The organism is Staphylococcus simulans (assembly GCF_025561465.1).
Lineage (GTDB): Bacteria > Bacillota > Bacilli > Staphylococcales > Staphylococcaceae > Staphylococcus > Staphylococcus simulans.
Genome location: NZ_CP095100.1, coordinates 166,805 through 189,762, shown reverse-complemented (window position 1 = coordinate 189,762; position 22,958 = coordinate 166,805). Strand labels below are relative to the sequence as shown.

Genomic DNA, 22,958 nt, shown 5'->3' with positions numbered 1-22,958 from the left:
ATTAGTATACTAATACATGAGTTATACGTCCATAGTCTACTTAAAATCTTCAACATCTTTTACATTTTCAATAAATATAAATGTTTGTTTCTTAAAATTCTTTTTTAAATTACAGCACTTCACTGATTTAAAGTAACGTATCGCTATGATTCATTAAACGGTTATATTCTTCTAAATATACTTTTTCAGCTTCAGAACCACGTGCTGCTGAATTCATCGCACGATGCCATAGTGGATAAATCGGTTGTGGCTGTGTTAAATCCGTAATCATTTGATGTTCTTCTTTTGTAAGTTTCAGATTATAAGATGTAATATTCTCTTTCAATTGTGCTTGATTACGTGCAGCTAATACAATTGAATCCACGTTTGGACGTTCTCTCAGCCAAGCTAAAATCACTTGTGGCACTGTCGCATTGTGTGCGTGTGCTATTTCTTGTACAAGTTCAATTAAACGATAGAACAACTCATGATCTTTTACATAAGGCTCAGCCCATCCATCACCTTGACGGGTATTGGGTTCGCCTTTTTTATCACGGGTAATCTTACCTGTAAGTAATCCTTCACCTAAAGGCGACCAGATACTATTGCCGACACCTAATTCTGTACCTGCAGGCAACAATTCATATTCCGCTTCTCTTGATTCAGGCGTGTAATAGATTTGTTGCGCAATCGGCGGTGCCATATTATTTTCTACCGCCAGTGTATAGGTCTTGGCTAAATTCCAACCACTATAGTTAGATACACCCCAATAACGAATTTTACCTTTACGAATTAAATCATTCATCGTTTGAATTGTTTCTTCTACCGGAACTTGTCCATCCCATGTATGAATGTAATATAAATCAACGTAATCTGTACCTAAACGTTTTAAAGAATGGTCGATCGAACGCTCTATATTTAAACGAGATGCACCGACATTATTTGCGATATCGTTATATGGGAATCCTGTTTTGGTACTGATGACCATTTCATCTCTGTGATGTCTGATTGCTTTTCCTAACGCAATTTCTGCATCACCTTTCGCATAAAGGTTTGCTGTATCAAATTGGTTAATACCTTGCTCTAAAGCATAGTCTATAAAGTATGCCGCTTCTTTCTCTGTTACACCACCCGCATTTTCAAAACCATTCGTTGCGGAGAATGGAACAGAACCTAACGCATATTTCGAAACGACTAATCCTGAATTACCAAGTGTTGTATAATCCATAATCTGTCTCCTCCTTTAATACTTAATAATGTAATTCCCTTTAAAGAAGAATTTTAAATGCTATAAGCTTAAAATCTATAATAAAATTAGGCAGTGTACGATAATTAAAAAAGAATTACGCTTAATATGTTTCACGTTCTATACGTGGGGTAACACATAACTGTACTTAATTTTTAAGGAGGAATTTGATTATGAACTTTGATGATATTAAGAAAAAAGGTCAAGATCACTTAAACGAACATAAAGATGAGTATATTGAAAAAGGTAAAGAATTCGCTAAAGATCAATTAGGCGGAGATAAGAAAGATAACAAAGACGATAAAAAAGAAGACAAGAAATAATAAACTGGATTAACAACCCTACTTTAACTATAGATAGACTGCTTTCAATAGAAAGTGGTCTATTTTTTATAAGCATGATAACTTTTACTTATGTTAAACATCAAGAATCATCATTATTATTAAAGTATATTGAGGCGTATAATGAGGTCATCTATCAAATTTCAGGGGTGAATGCCATGTCACAACACGCACATCGTCAGTTATTACTCGGGATGGCATCATTATTTATTGTAATGGCCATCGGTCGATTTGCCTATACACCTATCTTACCGTTTATGCAGCAAGCAGAACACATGGATGGTAAAGGGGCTGGTTTACTTGCGACGATTAACTATCTCGGTTATTTAATCGGAGCGATTATTCCGATGTTTTGGATTATTAAAAGTAAAGTCGTCGATGTGAAAATTTATTTAGTATTAAACGTGCTTTCTACAATTTTTATGGGGTTTACCTCAAATTTCATTTTATGGTCCATATTGCGTTTAATCGCAGGACTCACAAGCGGAACAGTCTTTGTCTTAGCTTCTAACGTCGTATTAGAAGCATTAAGACAAGCACATAAAGAAGGTATTTCAGGTTTACTCTATAGCGCTGTTGGTATCGGGCTCTTTTCAAGCAGTATTTTTGTCTTCTTCTACACAGACGTCAACTCATGGAAAATGACTTGGATTATCCTTGGGCTCTTTTCATTAGCGTTAAGTTTATTGGTTATTTTCTTTATGCGAGAAAACCCAGATATTAATGTTGAAGCGCATCATAAAGCGACTTCTAAGACACCCTTCCGTCTCAACAAAACATTTATGCGCTGGTTCTCTATTGCTTATTTCTGTGAAGGGGCAGGCTATATTATTACCGGAACTTTCTTAGTCGCAATCATTAAATCAATCCCTGCTTTCTCTGAATATGCAGCACTCAGTTGGATGTTTGTCGGCTTAGGGGCTATCCCTTCTACAGTAGTATGGTCAATGATTGCGGAGAAAATGGATTATAGTAAAGCAACTTATATGGCATTTGGTCTACAAATCATCAGTGTCGCTTTACCAGTGTTTTCACACCATATTGTCAGCTTAATCATCAGCTCGTTAATTTTCGGCAGTACATTCTTAGGTCTAACAACACTCTTCATGTCTAAGGGGCAAATGTTGATGCTTCAGACAGGCGGTAAGTCTAACTTTATCGCTACATTAACTGTTATTTACAGTATCGGCCAAATGATTGCGCCGTTTGTGTCTGGCTATCTTATTGGAGATTCCGGCAATTATAATGCAGCATTGTTATTTGCGACAGCTATTTTAATTATCGGTCTCATCAGCAGCTGGATCAGTTATCGTGCATTAAACAAGGAAGCGATTCAGTAAGTAAAGTTTTGTCTGGTTATCAAAAGGGAATGTAACTACTAACAAAGGAGGATGTTACAATGCCTTTTGTAAAACAAAGAATGAAAGAAGATTTAACTGAAGACCCACGTATTAGTGAAGACAGCTTCACAACAGACCAAGAACTTCAAAACAGAGCGTTTGAACGTTTAGGTAAAGACATCGTCATTATTGAAGTATTATCTATTATGAACATTGTCTTTGCGGTCTTTTCATTTTCATTACTTGGTCTATTATTACGAGAACGAAGCAAATAATCATTGAAACTTGAAAAACCTGTGCCATCACACGATAGCACAGGTTTTTAATTATGCATTGTTTATTTAATCAAATCTTCTAAGTCATGCGGATAGTTTGTGACAACTTCTGTTCCTTCTTTTTTCAAGATAACCGTATCAGAATGTCTGAAGCCGCCGACGCCTGGAATATAAATACCTGGTTCTACACAAAAGACCATGCCTTCTTTTAACTCTAGCTCATTATCAAAGCGCAATGAGGGTTCTTCATGTTGTCCAATACCTATACCATGACCTGTTCTATGACTGATATAGTCACCATAACCTTCCGCTTCAAGAATTGTTCTTGCGACTTGATCGACCGCATTTGCGGTTACACCCACTTCAATAAAGTCTAACGCAGCTTTATGCGCTTCAACCATCGCTTCAAATGCATGGCGCTGTTCATCAGTAGGCTCGCCAACAAAGAAAGTACGTTCACATTCTGCACGATATCCATTCAACTCTAATTGACGGCTATGTACAATCACATCACCTTGTTGAATTTGTTTCGTATTAGAGAATGTATGTGGCATTGTAGAACGTTTGATACCTGAAGGTGACATTACAAAAAATCCAAATTCCGCATCTGGATAGTTTTGAGAAATCGTGTCGAATAAATAACTGTTTCCAAAGTTATCGATATCCATTTCAGTCAAACCTGCTTTCGCATGTTCAATCGTTTGCGCCACGGCTTGACTGACAATTTCTCCACTCTCTCTAATAGCTTGTTGTTCATCTTCATATTTATAAGTTCGTTGTTCTACTAATGCTTGACCGATATCTTTCACTTTAAAGTTATGACTCACAATATCTAAATAAAATTGTGTGGGTAAGAAGCCTGTTTCAATCCCAATCGTTGAGACATTTTGATATTTTTCTAATAAGTCATTAAAGACTGTTTGATAATGCGTCGGAACATCATCTGTGACTGGAATTTCAGTATACGTATAGATATCTTGAATACCCGTTTTATCTCTGAAATGCGCTTCTTCTAATTTCGGCGCAATTACTTCAATGTTTTCCTGGGAAATAAATAAAATAATCGGACGCGAATAAATGACAGCTTTAAAGCCAGTAAAATACATTTGATTCTCAAAATTCATTACAATACTTAAATCGATGTCTTGTTGTTTCATCGTTTCTCTAAATGCATCAAGACGTTGTTTCAAGTTCACGTTGGTTGCCTCCTTTAGAAGTAAATAATGTCACAACTACTAACACAATAATCGCCAGCGGCACAGAAATTAACGCAGAGTTAATACCTGTACTTTGAACAAAACCAAGTTCCCAAATCAGTGTTGTTACTAAACCGACTGCCATTGAAGCAAGGCCTCCTGCTTTCGTGACTTTCGGATAAATAAACACTGCTAATAATGCCGGTGTAATTCCTGCACCGTATACGGTATAAGCGTACATTTGAACAGATAACACTGATGGGAAGTACATTGTTAATAAGAATGCGATCACACCTAAAATCGGTACAAGAATTCTTGTCATCAATAACATCTTATTTTCATGCTTATACTTAAAGTTATCCCCGAACAAGTCATAAATGACACTTGTCGCAGCAGATAATAAATATGAATTTCCTGTAGTAGTAATAAACGCAGTAAGTGCTGCAATGAGCACACCGCCAATCACAATCGGCAATTGACTCGTTAACGCAATCAAAGCCATTCCTGGTTCAATTTTCGGGAAAATCGAACGAGAAATAAATGCGAGCAATGAAATAAGTGGTGTCACGATTAATAAACCGACAATCCACCCAATCGTACCGATACGTGTCACTTTATTATCACGAGATGACGCCAGTCGTTGATAAATATTCTGATCACCTAACAGTAAGAACAACATTGGAATATAGAAACCTAAAATTTGAACAAAAGTTAATGTTCCCATTGGTTTCAAATGTGTTTTCGGTACATTCGACAAAATAGTATCCCAGCCGCCACCGACCGCAATTGCGACAGGTACTGCGATAATCAACGCAATTGTAATTAAGAATGCACTTAACGCATCTGTTGGTGCGACTGACATCAAACCGCCCATAGTCGCAAGTAAAATAATAATCACTGCCGCAATAATAGTGCCGAGTTCTACTGAAATACCTGTTGAAACATGTAATACATAGCCAAGTCCTTGATATTGATACGAGACAATCCCTACAAATGCTAAAATGATAATGACTGCCGCAAAGTAACTTGCGACCTTTCCATATTTCATCTCTAATATCTCAGCTACAGTATATTTTCCATAGTTTCTGACTTTCGAACTAATAATAAAAATTGTCCCTATTCCGATGATACTCGGAATCGCATAGCCGACTGCCGGCCATAATCCAAAACTATAAGCCAGCGAGTTTTGACCGCCTGTGACAGAACCACTACCGACCCATGTCGCAAGTAATGTCCCCATTAATACGACTGGCCCGAGTGATTTACCTGCGAGAATAAAGTCCTCATTACTCTCTACTTTCTTTGAATACACAAAACCTAATGCAACCATCAATACCCCATAACCAATGACGAACCAAATTAAAATTGGTTCAGCAGAAAATCCCATAATATTCCCCCCTGTATATAAAAAACTAACCGTTTTTCAACGATTAGCTTAAGAATAAAGATTAATTTTAGCACAAAATTAAAACAATAGTAACAACAATCTAATTATTCTGATATTTTAAGGAAGAATACGTCTAAAAATACAATTTATAGTTTCGTAATTTTACCGATTTGTGCTGCTTGGGCGCATTCTAAGGTCTTTGTATATTCAACCGTTTCAACTTTTACATCTTCATGTAAGATAATATGATCTCCACGAATGACTTTCGCTTTAACACGGTTGACTTCTATACGATCCCCTTCAATAACCTCAGCAGTTAAGTATGCAGAATCTGACTGAGAAGTCATGACAGTTATATACTTAAAATTCTTCTTTTCCCCATCGTGTTTGCGTATGTGAATCACATTGCCCCCAATTTCGCGAACATAACTATCTTGTCGCACATGTACGTCAACAGTATCTGCATTCAACATTCCTTCGACTTTAACTTGACCATCGATTTCAAGTTCATCTACTTCGCAATTACCTTCTGTTTCAAGTACCCCGAGAAGTTTTAATCTTTTACCGTTTAAATGACCTTTGACATCAACAGTTCCTGTCACTTTAAGTAATTCAAATGTTAAATCTTCTTCTACTTCAACTTCACCGATAATAGAAGCTGTTGTTACATGTACATTTTTACGACCAGTGAAATTACCTATCAGTTTGATTTTGTTTACATTGACTTGGTCTGATGCGGTAATTTCACCCGTCATTTTAATGTTATTGACACTGGTTTCAAAAGGAAATTGAACTTCTCCCAATAAAGTAATCGCGTCATATTCACTGTCTTCTAATTGCTTCTTACCCATGCCTTTGATGGACTGACTCATGATGTTTACACTTCTTTCTTAAATAGGTTTTGGATGTTAATTGTTTCTAAGACTCTTACGCTATCATCGATTTTAATCGGCGTATTTTGTTCAATCAGCAAATAAAACGTGATTCCGAATTTACGGCAGATATATAATTCTGCTTCTTTATCATTTTCACTATATTCTAGTAAAAACGCCTGTAAATCTTGTGCTTCTTCCATTGAGACAATACTGCGTGTTACTACTTCATCTAAAATAGTACCCACATAAACCGCTTGATCTTGCGGATATTGTTCTAACAAGACTTTACCGACTTCGCGATAAAAGAAACCTGCCCATGATTGAATCAAAGTGTCATTATCTTTGTATTCAATTTCTGGTTCATAACCGTCATCTGCGAACATTTTGACCATATCATCTAAGACATAGTCATGTTTATAACGTTGAATATCTTCGATTCTTTTAATGACTTTGGCTTTAGGTAAGAACGTTTCTTGACCTGTAAAAGTAGATTTACGAATGAACCATTCATCTGGAATTAAGTGTTTACGTTTCCAACGATACAATTGGCCGTAAGTAATGCCACATTCTGTTAATAAGTCTTTTTTGCTGATTAATTGTTCTTTCATAATTATCCTCCTAATCATAATGTAACATAACACTGTTACATTTACGAGTGTTTTCGCTATTTTCCCATAAAAAATAACCTGACCTAGACGGATGCATACGCAAACTGGCTGGATCAGGTTCCTCTTTAGCTATCTATTGTTTCCTTCTACCTTTAAATATCTCGAGTATGATTAATACGATGCATACCACCATAACTATCGTGATGAGTACAGCCACGATATAGTTTAGTCCTATGGTTGATGCGACTATCATTTCAATCAATGCTAACAAGCACATTAACGCAATCAGCAGCGATATTTTCACCAAGTTCATCGTTTCACCCCATCTATTTCTCTTAGGTATTTGCTTCTATTATGCCCGATAACACGATTATCCTCAAAGCAAAAACTTAAGGTTTGCGTGTTTTGTCAAAAGTTGGGGTAAATTTATACAAAGAAACATAAAACTTTCTTTATGTTAAAGGAACGGTTATGATATAAGTATAAAAAGTATACTAGATAAATAGGAGGGATAGTATGACGCTGATTACAGGACATCATCATATCTCAATGTACACAAAAGATGCGCGTGAAAATAAACAATTTTATACAGAGGTTTTAGGTTTACGCTTAATTGAAAAATCTGTGAACCAAGATAATCCATCGATGTACCACTTATTCTATGGGGATGAAACAGGTGCACCAGGTACTTTGTTAACTTTCTTTGAAATGAAAATGTTAGGAAAACATCATTCAGGTACCAATAGTATTGAACGATTAGTATTACTCGTACCTAATGAAGCAGCATTAGGTTATTTCAAAGAACGTCTGAACGAGAATCAAGTTGAAACAGAAGCTATCACATACCTTAGACAACAAGCATTAGCTTTCGAAGATCCTGATGGCTTAAAACTAATACTTATGGTCAATGGTGACAACGCAGTTCCTAGCGCTTGGCATGCGAATCCTTATACAGATGTGCCTCAAGAAGTTCAAATTTTAGGAATGGGACCTGTAGAATTACATTTACGCAATTTACAACCTACTATCGACTTTCTAACCAACACATTAGGTTATCACGCACACTTTGGCGATGATAATGTCTATACATTAAATCCGAATGGACGTTATACAGACTTTGTCTTAGTTGAAGAACAAGGTCAAAGTGTAAAACCTGGACGTGGTTATGTACATCATATTGCAGTGAGTGTGCCAACTGATGAAGCTTTAGAAACATTATTAGATAAATTAGAACAATTGCCTGGCAGTACTTCAGGTATTATTGACCGTTATTTCTTTAAATCTATCTACTATCGTAACAACAAAATTTTATATGAATTCGCAACAGAAACACCTGGTTTTACGGTCGACACAGATGTTAAAGATCTAGGCAGCAAACTCGCATTACCTGACTTCTTAGAACACAAACGTGAACAAATCGAAAGTCAATTAGAAGAAATTTAAGTTAGAAAATCTAAAGATTATATGTAATATTCGCCAACTGGAATCAAGATAAAACTGAATTAAAATGAAGCGCTGGGACGTCATATCTCAGCGCTTCTTTACACTTGCCTCAAACACACTAACCCTTGTCATTACAGGATTTTTAAGACATACCTAAGACTAACCTTTTAGTAAGACGTCATGATACTCCGGTGTCTCTTCTAATACTTGTTTAGCGAATGGGCAAGTGGCTAAAATTTTAATATCATTTTCTCGTGCATAATTCACACCCGCTTCAACTAACTGCTTCGCAATACCTTGTCCACGTAAACTTTCATCTACACCTGTATGATCGATAATAATTTTATCTTTGCCTGTCGGTACATATGTCATTTCTGCATCTGGATTTTCTTCTGAATCGCCTACATAGAATTTATTGTGTCCATGTTTAATCTCTGCCATACTATCTCCTCACTTTCAAATAAGTTGGTATAAAAGTTATACCACTAACTTCTCTTTCTAAACACAACGAATGATTTAACAATGACAAATATCTACTTAATCTCTATTCATTTTAATATTGTAACGTTCATTTAATATAAAAAGAGTGGAAAAGCGTAAGGCAATTCTATAAACTTAGAATGAAGATATACACCAAGCACCAAGATAAAACTATAGATATAGGGAGCCAACATCATGTTTCAAGCTATCAAACGTATTCTAGCAGTCGTTGTCACTGCATTGCTTGTGACAGCTGTCATTGTCACTGGAATGATTGCTTATGATAAATATAAGCATCACAGCAGCGATCAAGTAGATGCTGCGAAATACTATGAAAATAAAGAAAAACAAAAAGAGAAAAAAACTGAGAAAAAAGAGAAAAAAGAACATAAGCAAGAAGCGCCAGAAGAACCTGTGGTAGAGGAACAAGTACATCATGAGGTCCAACAATCAACTGTACATATCTACCAAGCACCTCAACCTGAAGAAAAACCTGAACCTAAACAAGAAAAAGAAGAAACAAAAGAATATAAACCTGGCGAAGGTGGCGGATCACATCCAGAATCAAAACCACAACCCCAACAAGCACAATCGAAACCGCAACCAGAGCCACAACCTGTTCAACAACAAAAACCAGCCCAACCTGCGCAACAACCACAAGGGCAAGGACATTAATCTCAATAGAGAGGACTCAAAAGGTTCTCTCTATTTTGTTATCTTTTCAAATCATCTACATTTCACTCTGTTTCTTAATCATATAAGCAGTGCTATACTTTGAACATACAAAGAGAGAGAATAGGCAGGCTACATATATGTTTAAATCCATGATTCAAAACGTACCTGCCGCGATTTGCGGTTTAGCTTTAGGTACATTTACTTTTAGTCACATTTTATTTCAAATCCACTTAGCTTGGCTAGGTTTATTAGCAACTACTCTAGGTAGTATTTGCCTGGTTTTATTTTTTATTAAGTTGATACGCTTTCCAAAAGCATTAGGCTTAGAATTAAAGGACAGTAATACTTTTGCGATTATGCCTGCATTACCTATGGGGTTCATGACACTCGCTTCAATTTTAAAATCACAATTCCATATTAATAACCTAATACTCACAAGTTTCTGGTTAAGCGCTGTATTACTACATATCATCTTAATGATCTGGTTTATCGTTTATTTCATTATAAAACACCGCACATATCCAAATACGAGTTGGTTTGTGATGTTTGTCGGTATCGGCGTGATTGGTGAGACGGCTTCATCGTTTTACGCTAAAATTGGTATCTTTGCGATAGATTTCAGTTCTATTCTATTCTGGATTCTTTTAGCGTTTATTTTACTTGAAAGAATGTGGCATTATTATCCGAAAGATCAATTACCGATGGCGGTCATTATTAGTGCACCTGCATCATTATGTTTAAATGCATATCTATCTTATACTGAAAGTTTATCAGTCAGCTATATTCTGTTTTATTTCGTCATTGCGCAATTTCTATTTGTGTTCTCAGTTATCTTCTTGCCTCAAATCATTGAGAAACGATTCAAACCCGCATATGCTGCACTGACTTTCCCATGGGCTGTTACTGCTGCCTCAACGTATCATCTTTATACACAATTAGACCTCCCTGGTATTTCCCAGGAAATGCTTGGAATCCTTGCGATGATTGAAATCATCTTTGCGGGATGTGTCATCGTGTGGGTCTATTTCCGTTATACAAAACACATCTTTAACACATAAAACAAGCGCGCTAGTCCTCAGACTAACGCGCCTCTTTTATACGCTCATTATTATTTATTTACCAAAATATCTTTGTCATCTGTATTTTCAATGAATGCTTTTGCGAACCAGCATTGTGCATCAATTTTTAAGTCATTTTCTTTCGCATACTCTAAACCGGCATGGACTAATTGATTACCGACACCTTGTCCACGTAACTTTGGATCTACACCTGTATACGTAATCGTCATCACATCGTCGTTCATTGTATAATCCATTTCTGCATCTGGTTTCGTTTCATCACCAACATAAAATTTATTGTTGCCATGTTTAATCTCTGCCATGTATCTCACCTCATTTAAAGTTCTATATATAGTTATTATACCCGTTTGTGTGAAAAACAAATGTAGTGAAGCTCTACAAGGTGATAGCAGCCTTAAATAAAACTGGAACTAACTCTAATTCTTTTAGCTTTGATTTTTCGAATGGACTAATGACAGGCTCATCTTGATAAATACCAGTTACCACATAGACCCAATAATTTTCATGCTTTTCCATAGTTTCTAGTTCGTTTCTGGTTAAATAAAAATCCGCATTATTTATGCTTGTAGTTGTCTTAACTTCTATATAACGAGGATCTCCATTCTCTTCAAAAGACATGATATCATAACCCTCACCATCATTATCTTTTGAAACATGCTTAATACTCTCACTGAATTGGCTGTTTTTCAATCTGTCCTTTTCATATTGCATCACTTTTCTTTCGCCGGTTTCACCTATTAAAGAACGCCTCTGATTAATACTGTCATAATCTGGTTTATACGGCGCAGCGTTCTTACCTGTTCTTATTGGACTTCGATTTTGTATTTGTGGATTTTCATTCACCTTATAACTAGATTTCAAATGTTCTAAACATTTTTCTTGCACACCTTCATTTATGATTCCACCATCTATCCAGACCTTATTACTATTATCTTTTTCTTTCCTAGGTTTACCAAAATAATAATACAGAAACTTTGTAAATACTGCAGGAGACATTTTATCGAGTAATTCATATGAACTTTTCCATTTCAGTAGCGCATCTTGCTTTTGACCTAGACCTTTCATATTTTCAATGGAAATACCGTTTTTCTTTAAATAATAATCGTATAAAAACTCAGAAAACATTGGAAGAAACCTATCCGGATAAAATAAGTATAATGATTTATATTTCAGTGTTGTTGAGCCAGGTTCTTTTTCTATTTCTTCAAAGCTCATATGGTCTCCATGATTTCTAAGTTTTAATAATAAATCTTTCACCAGTTCAATAGGTTCGTAGCCAGATTGTTCAAACCATTTAGTCCACTTCAATTTATTTTCCTTTTTACTGAACCAAACACCATGTTTAGTTACCGCTCCGCCTTTAATTGATCCTATACTATGCAGTTTATACTCCAGCCAATAGCTATAAGCATTATAATTATCTTTTCCCAATACATAATCTTCATAAGTTAAACGCTCTAATTTTTCTTTCGTAAACTCTTTATTAAAGACTTCAATCATCTGCTGTTTTTGTTTAAGATCTTCATGATCTTCCATAAGGAACTTTGCGATATAACTATCAATATTCATACAATTGCTCCTTTGTTTAGAATTTTGGTGTTCATAGTTATATTAGCCATCCATATCGTTCATAACCATTAATCGAATTTAAGTTCACAAACAAACTTATTGCATATTTACAATGATTTGTTAAGCTATTACAGTGGAAAATAATACTTATCGGTAAAAAAATAGGTCTAATGCATCATTTAGGTTTTAGCTTTTTCCTTTATAATGAGAAATAGATAGAAAGATTGAGGAGTATCATAATATGGATTATAGAGTATTGTTATATTATAAATATGTCACTATAGATGACCCAGAAACGTATGCGGCAGAACACTTAGAGTTCTGTAAAGCGCACAATTTAAAAGGTCGTATTTTAGTCTCTACTGAAGGGATTAATGGTACGTTATCAGGAACAAAAGAAGACACAGACGCTTATATTGCACATATGCGTGCAGATGAACGCTTCAAAGATATCACATTCAAGATTGATGAAGCAGAAGGTCATGCATTTAAGAAAATGCATGTACGTCCAAGACATGAAATCGTAGCACTTGATTTAGAACATGATATCGACCCACGTGAGACAACAGGTAAATATTTATCACCTAAAGAATTCAGAGAAGCTTTAGATGATGAAGATACTATCGTCTTAGACGCACGTAATGACTATGAGTTTGATTTAGGTCATTTCCGTGGTGCAGTTCGTCCAAACATTACACGTTTCCGTGATTTACCGCAATGGATCAGAGACAATAAAGATATGTTCATGGATAAGAAAATTGTCACTTATTGTACCGGCGGTATCCGTTGTGAAAAATTCTCAGGCTTCTTACTTAAAGAAGGCTTTGAAGATGTTGCACAATTAGAAGGCGGTATCGCAACGTACGGTAAAGACCCTGAAACACAAGGTGAATTATGGGACGGTAAAATGTACGTCTTCGATGAACGTATCAGTGTAGACGTTAACCAAGTAGAAAAAACAGTGATTGGCAAAGAATGGTTCGATGGTACACCATGCGAACGTTATATCAACTGCAGTAACCCTGAATGTAATAAACAAATCTTAGTATCAGAAGAAAACGAACACCGTTATTTAGGTGCTTGCTGTAAAGAATGTGCAGAGCACGAACGTAATCGCTATGTAGCGAAACACAATCTCAGTGATGAGGAAAAAGAACGCCGTTTAGAAAACTTTAAAGAAACTGTCCACCAATAATTATTCAAAACACGATGGGTATTCAGTACCCATCTTTTTTTATGTCTATATTTAAATTGTGTCATAATATAGATGAAAATAAAAAGCACCGTGCTGGTACACGATGCTTTAGAGACCGTTTCAAAGACGGTGACACATTGAAGGCTAAAAAATAAATACTAGAATTGCGAACTACAAACCACAGAACGCAATCATTATACTTATAACTTCAAATACACTCATGGGCATGTCCTTTCTAAATTCAGTACAATAAAAAACCCGCACGTGCTTTAACGTACGGGTTGAACTAATCTATTTAAGACACCTTGTTAGACTGTCGCATCTCGCTGTGACACGATTGGATGATCTAACTCAAATTTCACACCTGCTGTCACTTTCTTGTATTGATAAATGAAATAAGCAATCCAAATTAATGTTAAGACAGCACCTAAATAATAGCTAAGCGTTAAATTTAAACCGAAACCAATCTTCTGACTTAAGATATAGACAAAGATATTCCACGTCATGAATGTCGCAGGTACAGCTGCTACCCAGAAGTTCTTCTTAGCTAGCAACAGATACATCGCGCCGACCCATAATGCGACCACTGCTGTTGTTTGGTTTGCCCATGAGAAGTAGCGCCATAGAATTGTGAAATCAATTTGTGTTAAGCCGAAACTGATAATAAACAGCGGTGCTGCAACGATAATACGTTTAACTAGAGAACGTTGATTGACATTCAAGTAATCCGCAATAATCATACGTGCACTTCTAAATGATGTATCACCACTTGTGATAGGTAAGACAATCACACCTAACACCGCAATTGTACCTAAAACAGAACCAAGCAATAAGTGAGATGCCTCACTCACAACAAGTGCTGCTTCCCCTTTCGCAAGCACTCCTTGCAAGCCTTGATAACCATTAAATAAACTCATACCTGCTGCTGCCCAGATCATCGCGATAACTCCTTCTGCAACCATCATGCCATAGAAGATAAAGCGGCCATTCTTTTCATTGTTCGCAGTACGTGAAATAATCGGTGTTTGTGTCGCATGGAAACCTGATAATGCGCCACATGTAATCGTAAAGAATAACAGTGGGAAAATCGGTGCGCCGTCAGGGTGCATATTTTTTAAACTTAACTCTGGAATCGGTGCGCCTGTTTGAATTAAACGAAAGCCCATTGCGACCGCACTGATTAACAATAACGCTCCAAAGACTGGATAAACACGTCCAATAATTTTATCAATCGGCAAAATCGTTGAAAGAATGTAGTAAACAAAAATAACGAAGATAATAACACCTAACGCAATACGACCGTCCATCATGTTATGAAGCAATAACGCTGGACTCGTCACGAATACTGTTCCCGTAAGCAGCAACAATAAAATCGAGAAGATATTAACGAAGTGCTTCATGACCTTCCCTAAGAATTTACTCGCAAGTTCAGGTAGATGAGCCCCTTTGTTTCGAATAGAAATCATACCTGTTAAATAATCATGAACGGCTCCTGCGAAAATACATCCTAAAACAATCCATAAAAATGCGACCGGTCCATACAATGCCCCCATAATTGGTCCGAAGATTGGACCTACCCCAGCAATATTCAGTAACTGAATTAACGAGTTAGACGATGTCTTCATCGGTACAAAGTCAACATTATCTCGTTGATGATGTGCTGGTGTCGGTCTCCCTGTTTTCGGTCCAAACATCTTATCAATGTACTTTCCATAAGTGAAATAACCAATAATTAGTAAAATGATAGAAATAATAAACGTAATCATTTCACAATCCCCCTTTTTCTATCTCTCTCCCTGTAGTTCAAGATGTGACAACTTTATGAAAGCGTTTTCTTAATTGAACCACATTTCTTTATTTGTCACAAGATTGTGAAATGTTTAGCTAGAAATAGTTGTTACACACTGTTTATTATTGTGTTTATAATAAATTTATGTTATAAAATAATCGTGCTAGTACACTCTTTGAGCCCGTTAAAAGACGGTGCCATAGAAAATTTTTAAAATAAGCCATTTCCTTAGTCAAAGCAGAAAGATGGTTTATTTTTTATCTCTTTTTTCAACAAATTTCGTAATAGTAGAGACTAGATTTAGTATAAATTCACCAAATGCCAGTAGCAATACTATTTCAATTGTACTTCTCATTTATGTTGTGCGATAATATAAATATATTAAAAAAGAGCAGTGCTCGTACACGACTCTTTGAGACCGTTTCAAAGACGGTGACACATTGAAGGTTAAAAAATAAACCATCTGACTTGTCAAAGTTTGTAGATGGTTTATTTTTTTCTATTAGAAATGTACAAAAAGATAAATACTAGAATTGTGAACTGCAAATCACAGAACGCAATCATTATACTTATAGCTTCAAATACACTCATAAAGCATTTCCTTTCTAAATTCAGCGATACTATAGGCATCACCTCCTTTAAATTAGATTTGCCACCATCTATTCAACTTTCTCATGCATTTATTATATTATGGTTCAATTTATTTTACATTATGACATAATAAAATTCTTTATTTTTATAACCAAATTCAATACACTTACATGTAAATGTACTTGCAATTTTTACAAATATTTTTATGAAGATGACAATATATGTCTAAGTTAAATATCTGAGTATGTGATTGTATTCATAAATCAAATACGATGCTATTTATAAGTTTAGATAAAGAAAGGTATGCATAACATATGATTTATACATTGAGCGTTATCCTTATTCCCATAGTTGTCTTAAGCTTCATTATTTACTGTACCGTTAAGCGAAAGCCTTTGTATTATGTCATTATTGCGATGATTCTACTTCAAATCGTTAAGATACTAGATAGTATATTTATTGAGCATAAGTCTATCCTTCAGACATTGCTTCATCCTTTTGATATTTTATTATGGGTGATATTAATTGCTTATGGGATCAGTCATTATCAGAATAAACAAAAAGCATAAAACGCCTCGTGATGTCGCGAAACGTTTTATGCTTTGTCTTTTTTTACTTAATTTCTCACTTACCGCAATTACCAGAACCAGTATTATAATGATTAATTCTGCGAAACCTTCAATCTTTTCACTTAAAATGGGTTGGTAAACAAACTTGGTAATAAATAGGGTTAAATAACTAATTGAAAAAATAAAAGCGATGATTTTTAACGTTTTAATCATGGTTGTACTTCTCTCTTTCTCTAACTCCTTTCACCTGATTAAGCATACATTTCTTTCTGATTAGGTGAATGCTCTTTTAATTATCATATGTAATAGTTATTTAAATTATACAATAAATAATAGCCGCTTCACACACCCATCGTGCGAAGCGGCTATCACTTTATCTCGATATTTTAATCTTCTTTATGTTGGTTCTCTTGTTCTTCTTGTCGCGCTTGTTCTTGCGCTTCTTGTTCTTTTTGAATTTCTTTCTCACGTTTCTCTAATGGAATAGAGAAGTCTTTTTCGTCATCAATATATGACATCTGGAAGTGTTTTGTCGGTTCTCGACGTAAGGCACCCATAATCGCAAAGATCATCAACACTAAGATGATAGAGAATGGTAAGCCTGTCACAAGTGAAGCAGTTTGTAAACTTGTTAAACCACCTGCAATAGTCATTGTGACTGAAATCGCACCGATTAATAAGCCCCAAATAACTTTATCTTTTACGTTAGGGTTATCAACCCCGCCTGTCGCCATACTTGCGACAATGTGTGTTGTAGAGTCGGCACTTGTCACAATAAAGATAAAGATTAAGGCAATGGCTAGAATACTTGTGATATCTGAAATTGGGAATTGTTTCAACAACTCGAATAATGCGACTGAATAATCTTTATCTACAATTTTCTCGATACCTGTATTTTGTGTTAATGCAATTTTTAATGCCGTACCACCAAATCCAGCAATCCAAGTGAATGAAATTAATGGTGGAATGATTAATACACCAATGACGAATTCACGAATTGTACGTCCACGTGATACACGGGCAACGAAACCACCGATAAATGGTGACCAAGCAATGACCCATGCCCAGTAGAAGACTGTCCATTGTTGAACCCAACTGTTATCACCTGTGTATGGATTGATACGTAAACTATATTGAATAAAGTGTGTTAAGTAATCTGAAATCGCAAGTGTATAAGATTCTAACACGAATTTTAAATCACCAAAGATTAAGATGAATATCAATAAGATTGCCCCAAGTCCGATATTGATATTACTCAACCATTTAACACCTCGGTTTAAACCTGTAAGTGCTGATCCTAAGAAGATACATACCATAATGACTGTAATCGCAACTTTAGTCACATTCGTATTCGGTACATCAAAGACATGATTTAATCCACCACTGATTTGCATAATACCTAAACCGATAGATGTCGCAATCCCCATCACTGTCGCAATAATTGCGAGAATATCGATCAAGTTACGTAAAGGTCTTGGATAAGCCTCGCCAAAGACCGGTTCCATAGCTGTAGAAATTAATCCGTTACGTTTCTTACGGAATTGGAAGTACGCTACTGTTAAACCTGCCATTGCGAAGATAGACCATTGTGAGATACCCCAGTGGAAGAAGGTATATCCCATAGCTAAACGTGCAGATTCTGCAGATTGATCTTTAACACCTGGGAACGGCGCATGTAAGAAGTGTGTCAGCGGTTCTGCTACACCCCAGAAGACAATCCCAACACCAAGTCCTGCTGAGAATAACATCCCAATCCAAGACATGAATGAGAATTCTGGTTCAGAGTCATCTGCGCCGAGTTTGAAGCGGCCGTATCGTGAAACGGCTAAAGCGATTAAGAAAATATCCAGTACGACAATAATGACTAAGAAGAGCCATCCAAATGCCCCTGCAATGACATCATACGTACTCTGCGCATATTTTCCGAATAGTTTCGGGAAAATGCCCGCAACTAAAGTCGCCAGCAGGATAATCCCTACCGAAGTGAAATAAACTATATTTCTATGTTTTTCTTTCCTGGTTTTCATGTGAAATTAATAATCCCCTTCCCGCTTGTTTCATATAAGCGTTTGTTTCATTAAACCATAAACAGAACATAATCACAATTCATCATTAAAAACATTCACATCATTATTTAATTTTTATTACGAAACTTTTTGAGAATTTAATATCAGTCCTACAGACACTTAAAGATGATAACCTCAAGTTTTCATTTATTTTCACAGATTCCAATATATATTTTATAATTTATACCCTTAGTTATTTATATAATAATTACATCTAACAATCATTGTTAAATTTTGAAAATTGTGATAAATTATCGTAAAATTGAATATTTTTAAACAAAGGGGGATTTTTATGCGAAGATTGGGGTACTTCGTGTTAGCCATGACAGTTATTTTAGCGAGCTGCGGTAAATCTGATGATAAGAAAACCGCAAAATCCAATACGTTTCCTGATGAAACTGTTGAGATTATAGCACCCGCTTCACCAGGCGGTGGCTGGGACACCACTGCACGCGCAATTCAGAAAGTCATGTTAGATGAAAAGCTGACAAATCAAAACATTACAGTTGTGAATAAGCCTGGAGGCGGTGGTGAAGTCGGTTGGCAATACTTAAAATCACGTTCGCCAAATACGATCGCCATTAACTCAAGCCTATTACTATCTAATAAAGAATTAGGGTTGAGTGACCTTGGAGATGATGACTTCACTCCTATTGCGATTCTTGCGACTGAATGGATTAGTTTAACCGCATCAAATAAATCTAATTTGAACTCTGGTAAAGAAGTGATGGAAAAGCTCAAGAAAGATCCGAAATCACTGACAATCGGTGTCGCACCTGGTTTAGGAAATAACGACCACCTTGCATTCGTACAAGCAGCGAAACAATACGGTGTAGATGTCGATAAACTTGATTTCTTAGTGTATAAGAGTGGCGGAGATTTACAAACTGCCCTACTTGGCGGTCATGTAGATGTCGCTTCTACAGCAGTATCAGAAGTTAAAGAGCAACATCAAGTACATAAACTGAAAATGTTGGCAGTGTCATCTGATGAACGACTTGAAGGCATTAAGGATGTGCCGACTTGGCAAGAACAAGGTGTCGATATGGTGTTCCCTCATTGGCGCGGTGTCATGGGGACGAAAGATATGACAAAAGAAGAACGTGCTTATTGGGATAAGACCATGCGTAAAGTCGTACATTCTAAACAATGGCAAGAATTACGCAAAAACAATGATTGGGATAACTTCTATAAAGATAGTGCTGAATCTGAAAAATTCTTAAAAGAGCAACGCAAAAAATATGATCAGCTGATTAAAGATGCTGGTTTCTAAGGGGGAATTGTATGGCTCGTTTAATGCCGCCTATTTTACTTACGTTATTAGGCATCATCTATTTAGTTTTAACGCTGAATGTACAACGTTCACGCATTGGTGATCCAAACAGTCCAATGTACTTTCCGCTACTCATTTCAGTGTTATTGATTGTGATGAGTGTGATTTATTTCTTCCAAGAATATAAAAAAAGACATGAGCATTTTGAAATTCTAGACTTGTTACTTCAAAAGAAAACCTTAATACGCTTAGGCGCAACAGTGGCAATGATTATTATTTACGCATTGATTTTTGAACGCTTAGGTTTCTTGATTTCAACAATCCTCTTCTTAGGAGGCGTATTGTTTTTAATCAATGGAGTGAAACACTGGCTTCAAAATATCATTGTGGCGCTCGTATTTTCAGGGATTACATGGTATACCTTCTCTCAATTATTAGATGTGAGTTTACCATAAGACAAGGGGGAGCAATATGGGAGATATCAATACGTTCTTAGAAGGTCTCACAACTGCCTTTCATCCTATGAATTTATTATGGGTGTTAATCGGCGGATTTTTAGGGACAATTGTAGGCATGCTGCCAGGGTTAGGTCCAGCAACCGCAGTCGCAGTGTTAATTCCTGTGACATTCGGTATGGAACCTGTCAGTGCCTTGATTTTAATGATTGCGATTTATTATGGCGCGATGTATGGGGGATCGCGTAGTTCTATTTTACTGAATACACCAGGTGATGGTTCTGCGATTGCGGCTACTTTCGATGGATATCCTATGACTAAAAATGGGGAAGCGGGCAAAGCTTTAACGATTTCCGCAGTCGCTTCACTCATCGGCGGTATTGTGGCAGTTGTCGGGTTTATTTTACTCGCCAAACCGCTATCAGATTTCTCGCTTCAATTCGGACCACGTGAATACTTTGTACTATTCTTATTTACATTATCGACGATTGTCTCATTATCTATCGGTAAAATGGTCAAAGGTTTTATCGCTACTGCGATTGGACTCATGGTCAGTACAGTCGGCGTAGATTTACAAACAAGCGTTTACCGCTTCACCTTCGATATTCCACACCTAAGTGAAGGGATTAACTTCTTAGTTGTGATTATCGGTGTCTATGCGGTGGCTGAAGTGCTGTATAACTATATGCATCTAGAAGCATTGAAGCCGCCTGATGCGAAATTAGGATCAATGAAGTTGACTAAGACGGATTGGAAGCGGACATGGTGGACTATGTTAAGACAAAGTCCAATTGGATTCGTCATTGGTGTCTTACCAGGTGCTGGTGGTTCTATCGCTTCTATGTTGAGTTACTCTACTGAGCGGCAAGTGAACAAGAATGGTAAAGACTTTGGTAAAGGTGCGATTGAAGGGGTTGCGGCACCTGAGGCGTCTAACAACGCTGCTTCAGTCGGTGCACTGATTCCATTACTTACAATGGGTGTACCTGGTTCAGGAACAACCGCTGTTATTTTAGGTGCGGTTATTATGTTAGGTTTACAACCTGGCCCCTTACTCTTTGAAAATGAACCAGAAACCATTTGGACACTTATTAACAGTATGTTTATCGGTAATATTTTCTTAGTGATTATCAACATCGCACTCATAGGCGTGTTACTTAAGATTTTACGTACACCGCCTAAAGTACTTTATCCAATTATTTTAGTGTTAGCTTACTTAGGTACATACACTTTAGGTTATAGTGTTGTAGATTTCTATATTTTATTAATCTTTGGTTTATTAGGCTTAGGCTTGAAACTTTTAGACTTCCCGATGGCTCCGCTCATCTTGGCAGCTATTGTCGGATCAGATATGGAACAGAACTTCCGTAAGAGCTTAATTACCAGCAATAATAATGTGTTCGATATTTTCTTCGGGTCACCGATCAGTATTGTGTTGACGATTATGACAGTACTTTCATTAACATATCCATTGATAATGAAGATGGTGAAGAAGCGGAAGAAAGCAGAGTAAATGAAAGGCAATGATTTAACATTTTGAAAAACACCGTATAAAGCAGACACTTAAAAAGTGAAAACTTTATACGGTATTTTTTATGTTATCAGTTTTTATTCTTTATCATATTTCTTTGCGTTATATTGCTTATATTTATCGCCATCATTTTTATCTAATACCTTTATCAATGCAGGTCTATAAAGCTTATGACTATATCGCTCTAAACCAAATTTAGTTATACCATCAATGAACTCTCCAACAGTTACATCTAAATTGATTTTTGATCTTACAACTATATTTTTGTCGCAGCTTGGTTGATCGTATTGATTTTTATATATTTTGGCACTCTTATCAAATTTTCTATATTTATCAACTAAATCTTGATTAATTTTCATAATTTCTTGTATATCTTTATTAGATTCGTCTATATGATGACTCATCATTAAGACCAAGTTTTGTAGATGCATATCATACGCATTATAATCATCTGCAACCTCACTTAATATTTCATTAGTCGTTTGTCTATTTAAATTCGACATATCAAATGTAAGTTGGTTATTTCTTATTTTGGCTACTTGAAACACCAAAATATCTAGCATACTGACTAAATCATTTCTATAAGCCACTTCTTGTTCTCGCTTTTGTTTTTCAAACTGCAAATTAATACCATAAATTGTAATGACACATGTTGTAATAGCCCCGATGATTGCTGAAATAATTTCTACCATTTATACCATCTCCTAAACACTAATCTTCTTTTTTAGTATTACACAATATCAAACGTTTTGATATATTATTTACAAAAAAACAAGAAATAATGTTTCAGTTTAAAAATTTAGCATTTCTATTAAAGGTTCATGCCCTATAATATAATGATTTCTAATAAAGTAGCTGGCTCTCTCTGCTAACTCACAACAATTCTTACTACTCCTTCTATCTTCTTATGTTAAAAAGTTGATATTTACATTATATATATTTATGTTAATTTTTATTGAATTAATAGTAAATTTATATATTGTTATTATTTAAGTG

Annotated in this window: 22 protein-coding genes; 10 read left to right on the top strand and 12 right to left on the bottom strand. The window is 35.9% G+C overall.

What is annotated here, in order from left to right:
- Positions 1-127 precede the first annotated feature (127 nt).
- Positions 128-1,207: an aldo/keto reductase gene (locus MUA87_RS00835; protein ID WP_105966686.1), complete on the bottom strand. Its 1,080-nt coding sequence runs from the start codon at positions 1,205-1,207 to the stop codon at positions 128-130.
- A 191-nt stretch (positions 1,208-1,398) separates the two neighbouring features.
- Here MUA87_RS00835 and MUA87_RS00830 point away from each other — a divergent pair, with 191 nt between their 5' ends.
- The 3 genes from MUA87_RS00830 (at position 1,399) to MUA87_RS00820 (ending at position 3,181) form a co-directional block, all read left to right on the top strand.
- On the top strand, positions 1,399-1,548 hold the full coding sequence (locus tag MUA87_RS00830; RefSeq protein WP_002480129.1) for a hypothetical protein: 150 nt from the start codon (positions 1,399-1,401) through the stop codon (positions 1,546-1,548).
- 176 nt (positions 1,549-1,724) lie between these two features.
- Positions 1,725-2,906 (top strand): YbfB/YjiJ family MFS transporter, encoded by a 1,182-nt coding sequence (locus tag MUA87_RS00825; protein ID WP_061055093.1) that lies wholly within the window; start codon positions 1,725-1,727, stop codon positions 2,904-2,906.
- 59 nt (positions 2,907-2,965) lie between these two features.
- The gene (locus MUA87_RS00820) at positions 2,966-3,181 is read left to right on the top strand and encodes a hypothetical protein (protein WP_002480131.1); all 216 of its coding nucleotides are present in this window, start codon (positions 2,966-2,968) and stop codon (positions 3,179-3,181) included.
- A gap of 62 nt (positions 3,182-3,243) precedes the next feature.
- Here the strand turns inward: MUA87_RS00820 and MUA87_RS00815 are convergent, their stop codons facing one another.
- The 4 genes from MUA87_RS00815 to MUA87_RS00800 all read right to left on the bottom strand — a co-directional run bounded on the left by MUA87_RS00815 (position 3,244) and on the right by MUA87_RS00800 (position 7,247).
- Positions 3,244-4,377: a M24 family metallopeptidase gene (locus tag MUA87_RS00815; RefSeq protein ID WP_002480132.1), complete on the bottom strand. Its 1,134-nt coding sequence runs from the start codon at positions 4,375-4,377 to the stop codon at positions 3,244-3,246.
- A complete protein-coding gene (locus MUA87_RS00810) occupies positions 4,355-5,764 on the bottom strand; it encodes a sodium:solute symporter family protein (RefSeq protein WP_057510619.1) in 1,410 nt (469 codons plus the stop codon). Before MUA87_RS00810 ends, MUA87_RS00815 begins: the two co-directional genes overlap by 23 nt.
- Before the next feature lie 146 nt (positions 5,765-5,910).
- A complete protein-coding gene (locus MUA87_RS00805; RefSeq protein ID WP_262551079.1) occupies positions 5,911-6,636 on the bottom strand; it encodes a hypothetical protein in 726 nt (241 codons plus the stop codon).
- A gap of 5 nt (positions 6,637-6,641) precedes the next feature.
- Positions 6,642-7,247 (bottom strand): DUF4004 family protein, encoded by a 606-nt coding sequence (locus MUA87_RS00800; protein WP_023014755.1) that lies wholly within the window; start codon positions 7,245-7,247, stop codon positions 6,642-6,644.
- Positions 7,248-7,763: 516 nt separating this feature from the next.
- Here MUA87_RS00800 and MUA87_RS00795 point away from each other — a divergent pair.
- Positions 7,764-8,690 (top strand): VOC family protein, encoded by a 927-nt coding sequence (locus MUA87_RS00795; RefSeq protein ID WP_023014756.1) that lies wholly within the window; start codon positions 7,764-7,766, stop codon positions 8,688-8,690.
- Between the two features lie 159 nt (positions 8,691-8,849).
- Here the strand turns inward: MUA87_RS00795 and MUA87_RS00790 are convergent, their stop codons facing one another.
- Positions 8,850-9,131: a GNAT family N-acetyltransferase gene (locus MUA87_RS00790; RefSeq protein WP_023014757.1), complete on the bottom strand. Its 282-nt coding sequence runs from the start codon at positions 9,129-9,131 to the stop codon at positions 8,850-8,852.
- 234 nt (positions 9,132-9,365) lie between these two features.
- Between MUA87_RS00790 and MUA87_RS00785 the strand changes: the two genes are divergently transcribed.
- Together MUA87_RS00785 and MUA87_RS00780 are read left to right on the top strand one after the other, a co-directional pair.
- Positions 9,366-9,845 carry a hypothetical protein gene (locus tag MUA87_RS00785; protein ID WP_070864298.1) on the top strand — a complete coding sequence of 160 codons (480 nt, stop codon included), beginning with the start codon at positions 9,366-9,368 and terminating at the stop codon, positions 9,843-9,845.
- 137 nt (positions 9,846-9,982) lie between these two features.
- Positions 9,983-10,903 carry a TDT family transporter gene (locus MUA87_RS00780; protein ID WP_105978301.1) on the top strand — a complete coding sequence of 307 codons (921 nt, stop codon included), beginning with the start codon at positions 9,983-9,985 and terminating at the stop codon, positions 10,901-10,903.
- A gap of 50 nt (positions 10,904-10,953) precedes the next feature.
- Here the strand turns inward: MUA87_RS00780 and MUA87_RS00775 are convergent, their stop codons facing one another.
- Positions 10,954-11,226, bottom strand: coding sequence for a GNAT family N-acetyltransferase (locus MUA87_RS00775; protein ID WP_394356884.1), 273 nt, complete (start codon positions 11,224-11,226; stop codon positions 10,954-10,956).
- A 73-nt stretch (positions 11,227-11,299) separates the two neighbouring features.
- Positions 11,300-12,493, bottom strand: a complete 1,194-nt coding sequence (locus tag MUA87_RS00770; RefSeq protein WP_262551074.1) for a protein NO VEIN domain-containing protein — start codon at positions 12,491-12,493, stop codon at positions 11,300-11,302.
- A 241-nt stretch (positions 12,494-12,734) separates the two neighbouring features.
- Here MUA87_RS00770 and trhO point away from each other — a divergent pair, with 241 nt between their 5' ends.
- Complete coding sequence (trhO, locus tag MUA87_RS00765; protein WP_002480141.1) at positions 12,735-13,688, top strand: oxygen-dependent tRNA uridine(34) hydroxylase TrhO; 954 nt, start codon at positions 12,735-12,737, stop codon at positions 13,686-13,688.
- A 308-nt stretch (positions 13,689-13,996) separates the two neighbouring features.
- Here the strand turns inward: trhO and MUA87_RS00760 are convergent, their stop codons facing one another.
- From MUA87_RS00760 to MUA87_RS00755, 3 genes are all read right to left on the bottom strand, one after another.
- Positions 13,997-15,454 (bottom strand): carbon starvation CstA family protein, encoded by a 1,458-nt coding sequence (locus MUA87_RS00760; protein ID WP_262551072.1) that lies wholly within the window; start codon positions 15,452-15,454, stop codon positions 13,997-13,999.
- 512 nt (positions 15,455-15,966) lie between these two features.
- Positions 15,967-16,068: a putative holin-like toxin gene (locus MUA87_RS12825; RefSeq protein ID WP_219727503.1), complete on the bottom strand. Its 102-nt coding sequence runs from the start codon at positions 16,066-16,068 to the stop codon at positions 15,967-15,969.
- 955 nt (positions 16,069-17,023) lie between these two features.
- Entirely contained in the window at positions 17,024-18,664 is a 1,641-nt protein-coding gene (locus MUA87_RS00755) for a BCCT family transporter (RefSeq protein WP_002480145.1), read from the bottom strand.
- Between the two features lie 331 nt (positions 18,665-18,995).
- Here MUA87_RS00755 and MUA87_RS00750 point away from each other — a divergent pair, with 331 nt between their 5' ends.
- From MUA87_RS00750 to MUA87_RS00740, 3 genes are read left to right on the top strand one after another with little or no spacing between them, the layout of a single operon-like run.
- The gene (locus tag MUA87_RS00750) at positions 18,996-19,976 is read left to right on the top strand and encodes a tripartite tricarboxylate transporter substrate binding protein (protein ID WP_002480146.1); all 981 of its coding nucleotides are present in this window, start codon (positions 18,996-18,998) and stop codon (positions 19,974-19,976) included.
- Between the two features lie 11 nt (positions 19,977-19,987).
- On the top strand, positions 19,988-20,431 hold the full coding sequence (locus MUA87_RS00745) for a tripartite tricarboxylate transporter TctB family protein (protein ID WP_060804726.1): 444 nt from the start codon (positions 19,988-19,990) through the stop codon (positions 20,429-20,431).
- A gap of 16 nt (positions 20,432-20,447) precedes the next feature.
- A complete protein-coding gene (locus MUA87_RS00740) occupies positions 20,448-21,944 on the top strand; it encodes a tripartite tricarboxylate transporter permease (RefSeq protein ID WP_262551070.1) in 1,497 nt (498 codons plus the stop codon).
- 95 nt (positions 21,945-22,039) lie between these two features.
- Here the strand turns inward: MUA87_RS00740 and MUA87_RS00735 are convergent, their stop codons facing one another.
- Complete coding sequence (locus tag MUA87_RS00735; RefSeq protein ID WP_060804728.1) at positions 22,040-22,654, bottom strand: hypothetical protein; 615 nt, start codon at positions 22,652-22,654, stop codon at positions 22,040-22,042.
- Positions 22,655-22,958: the final 304 nt, after the last annotated feature.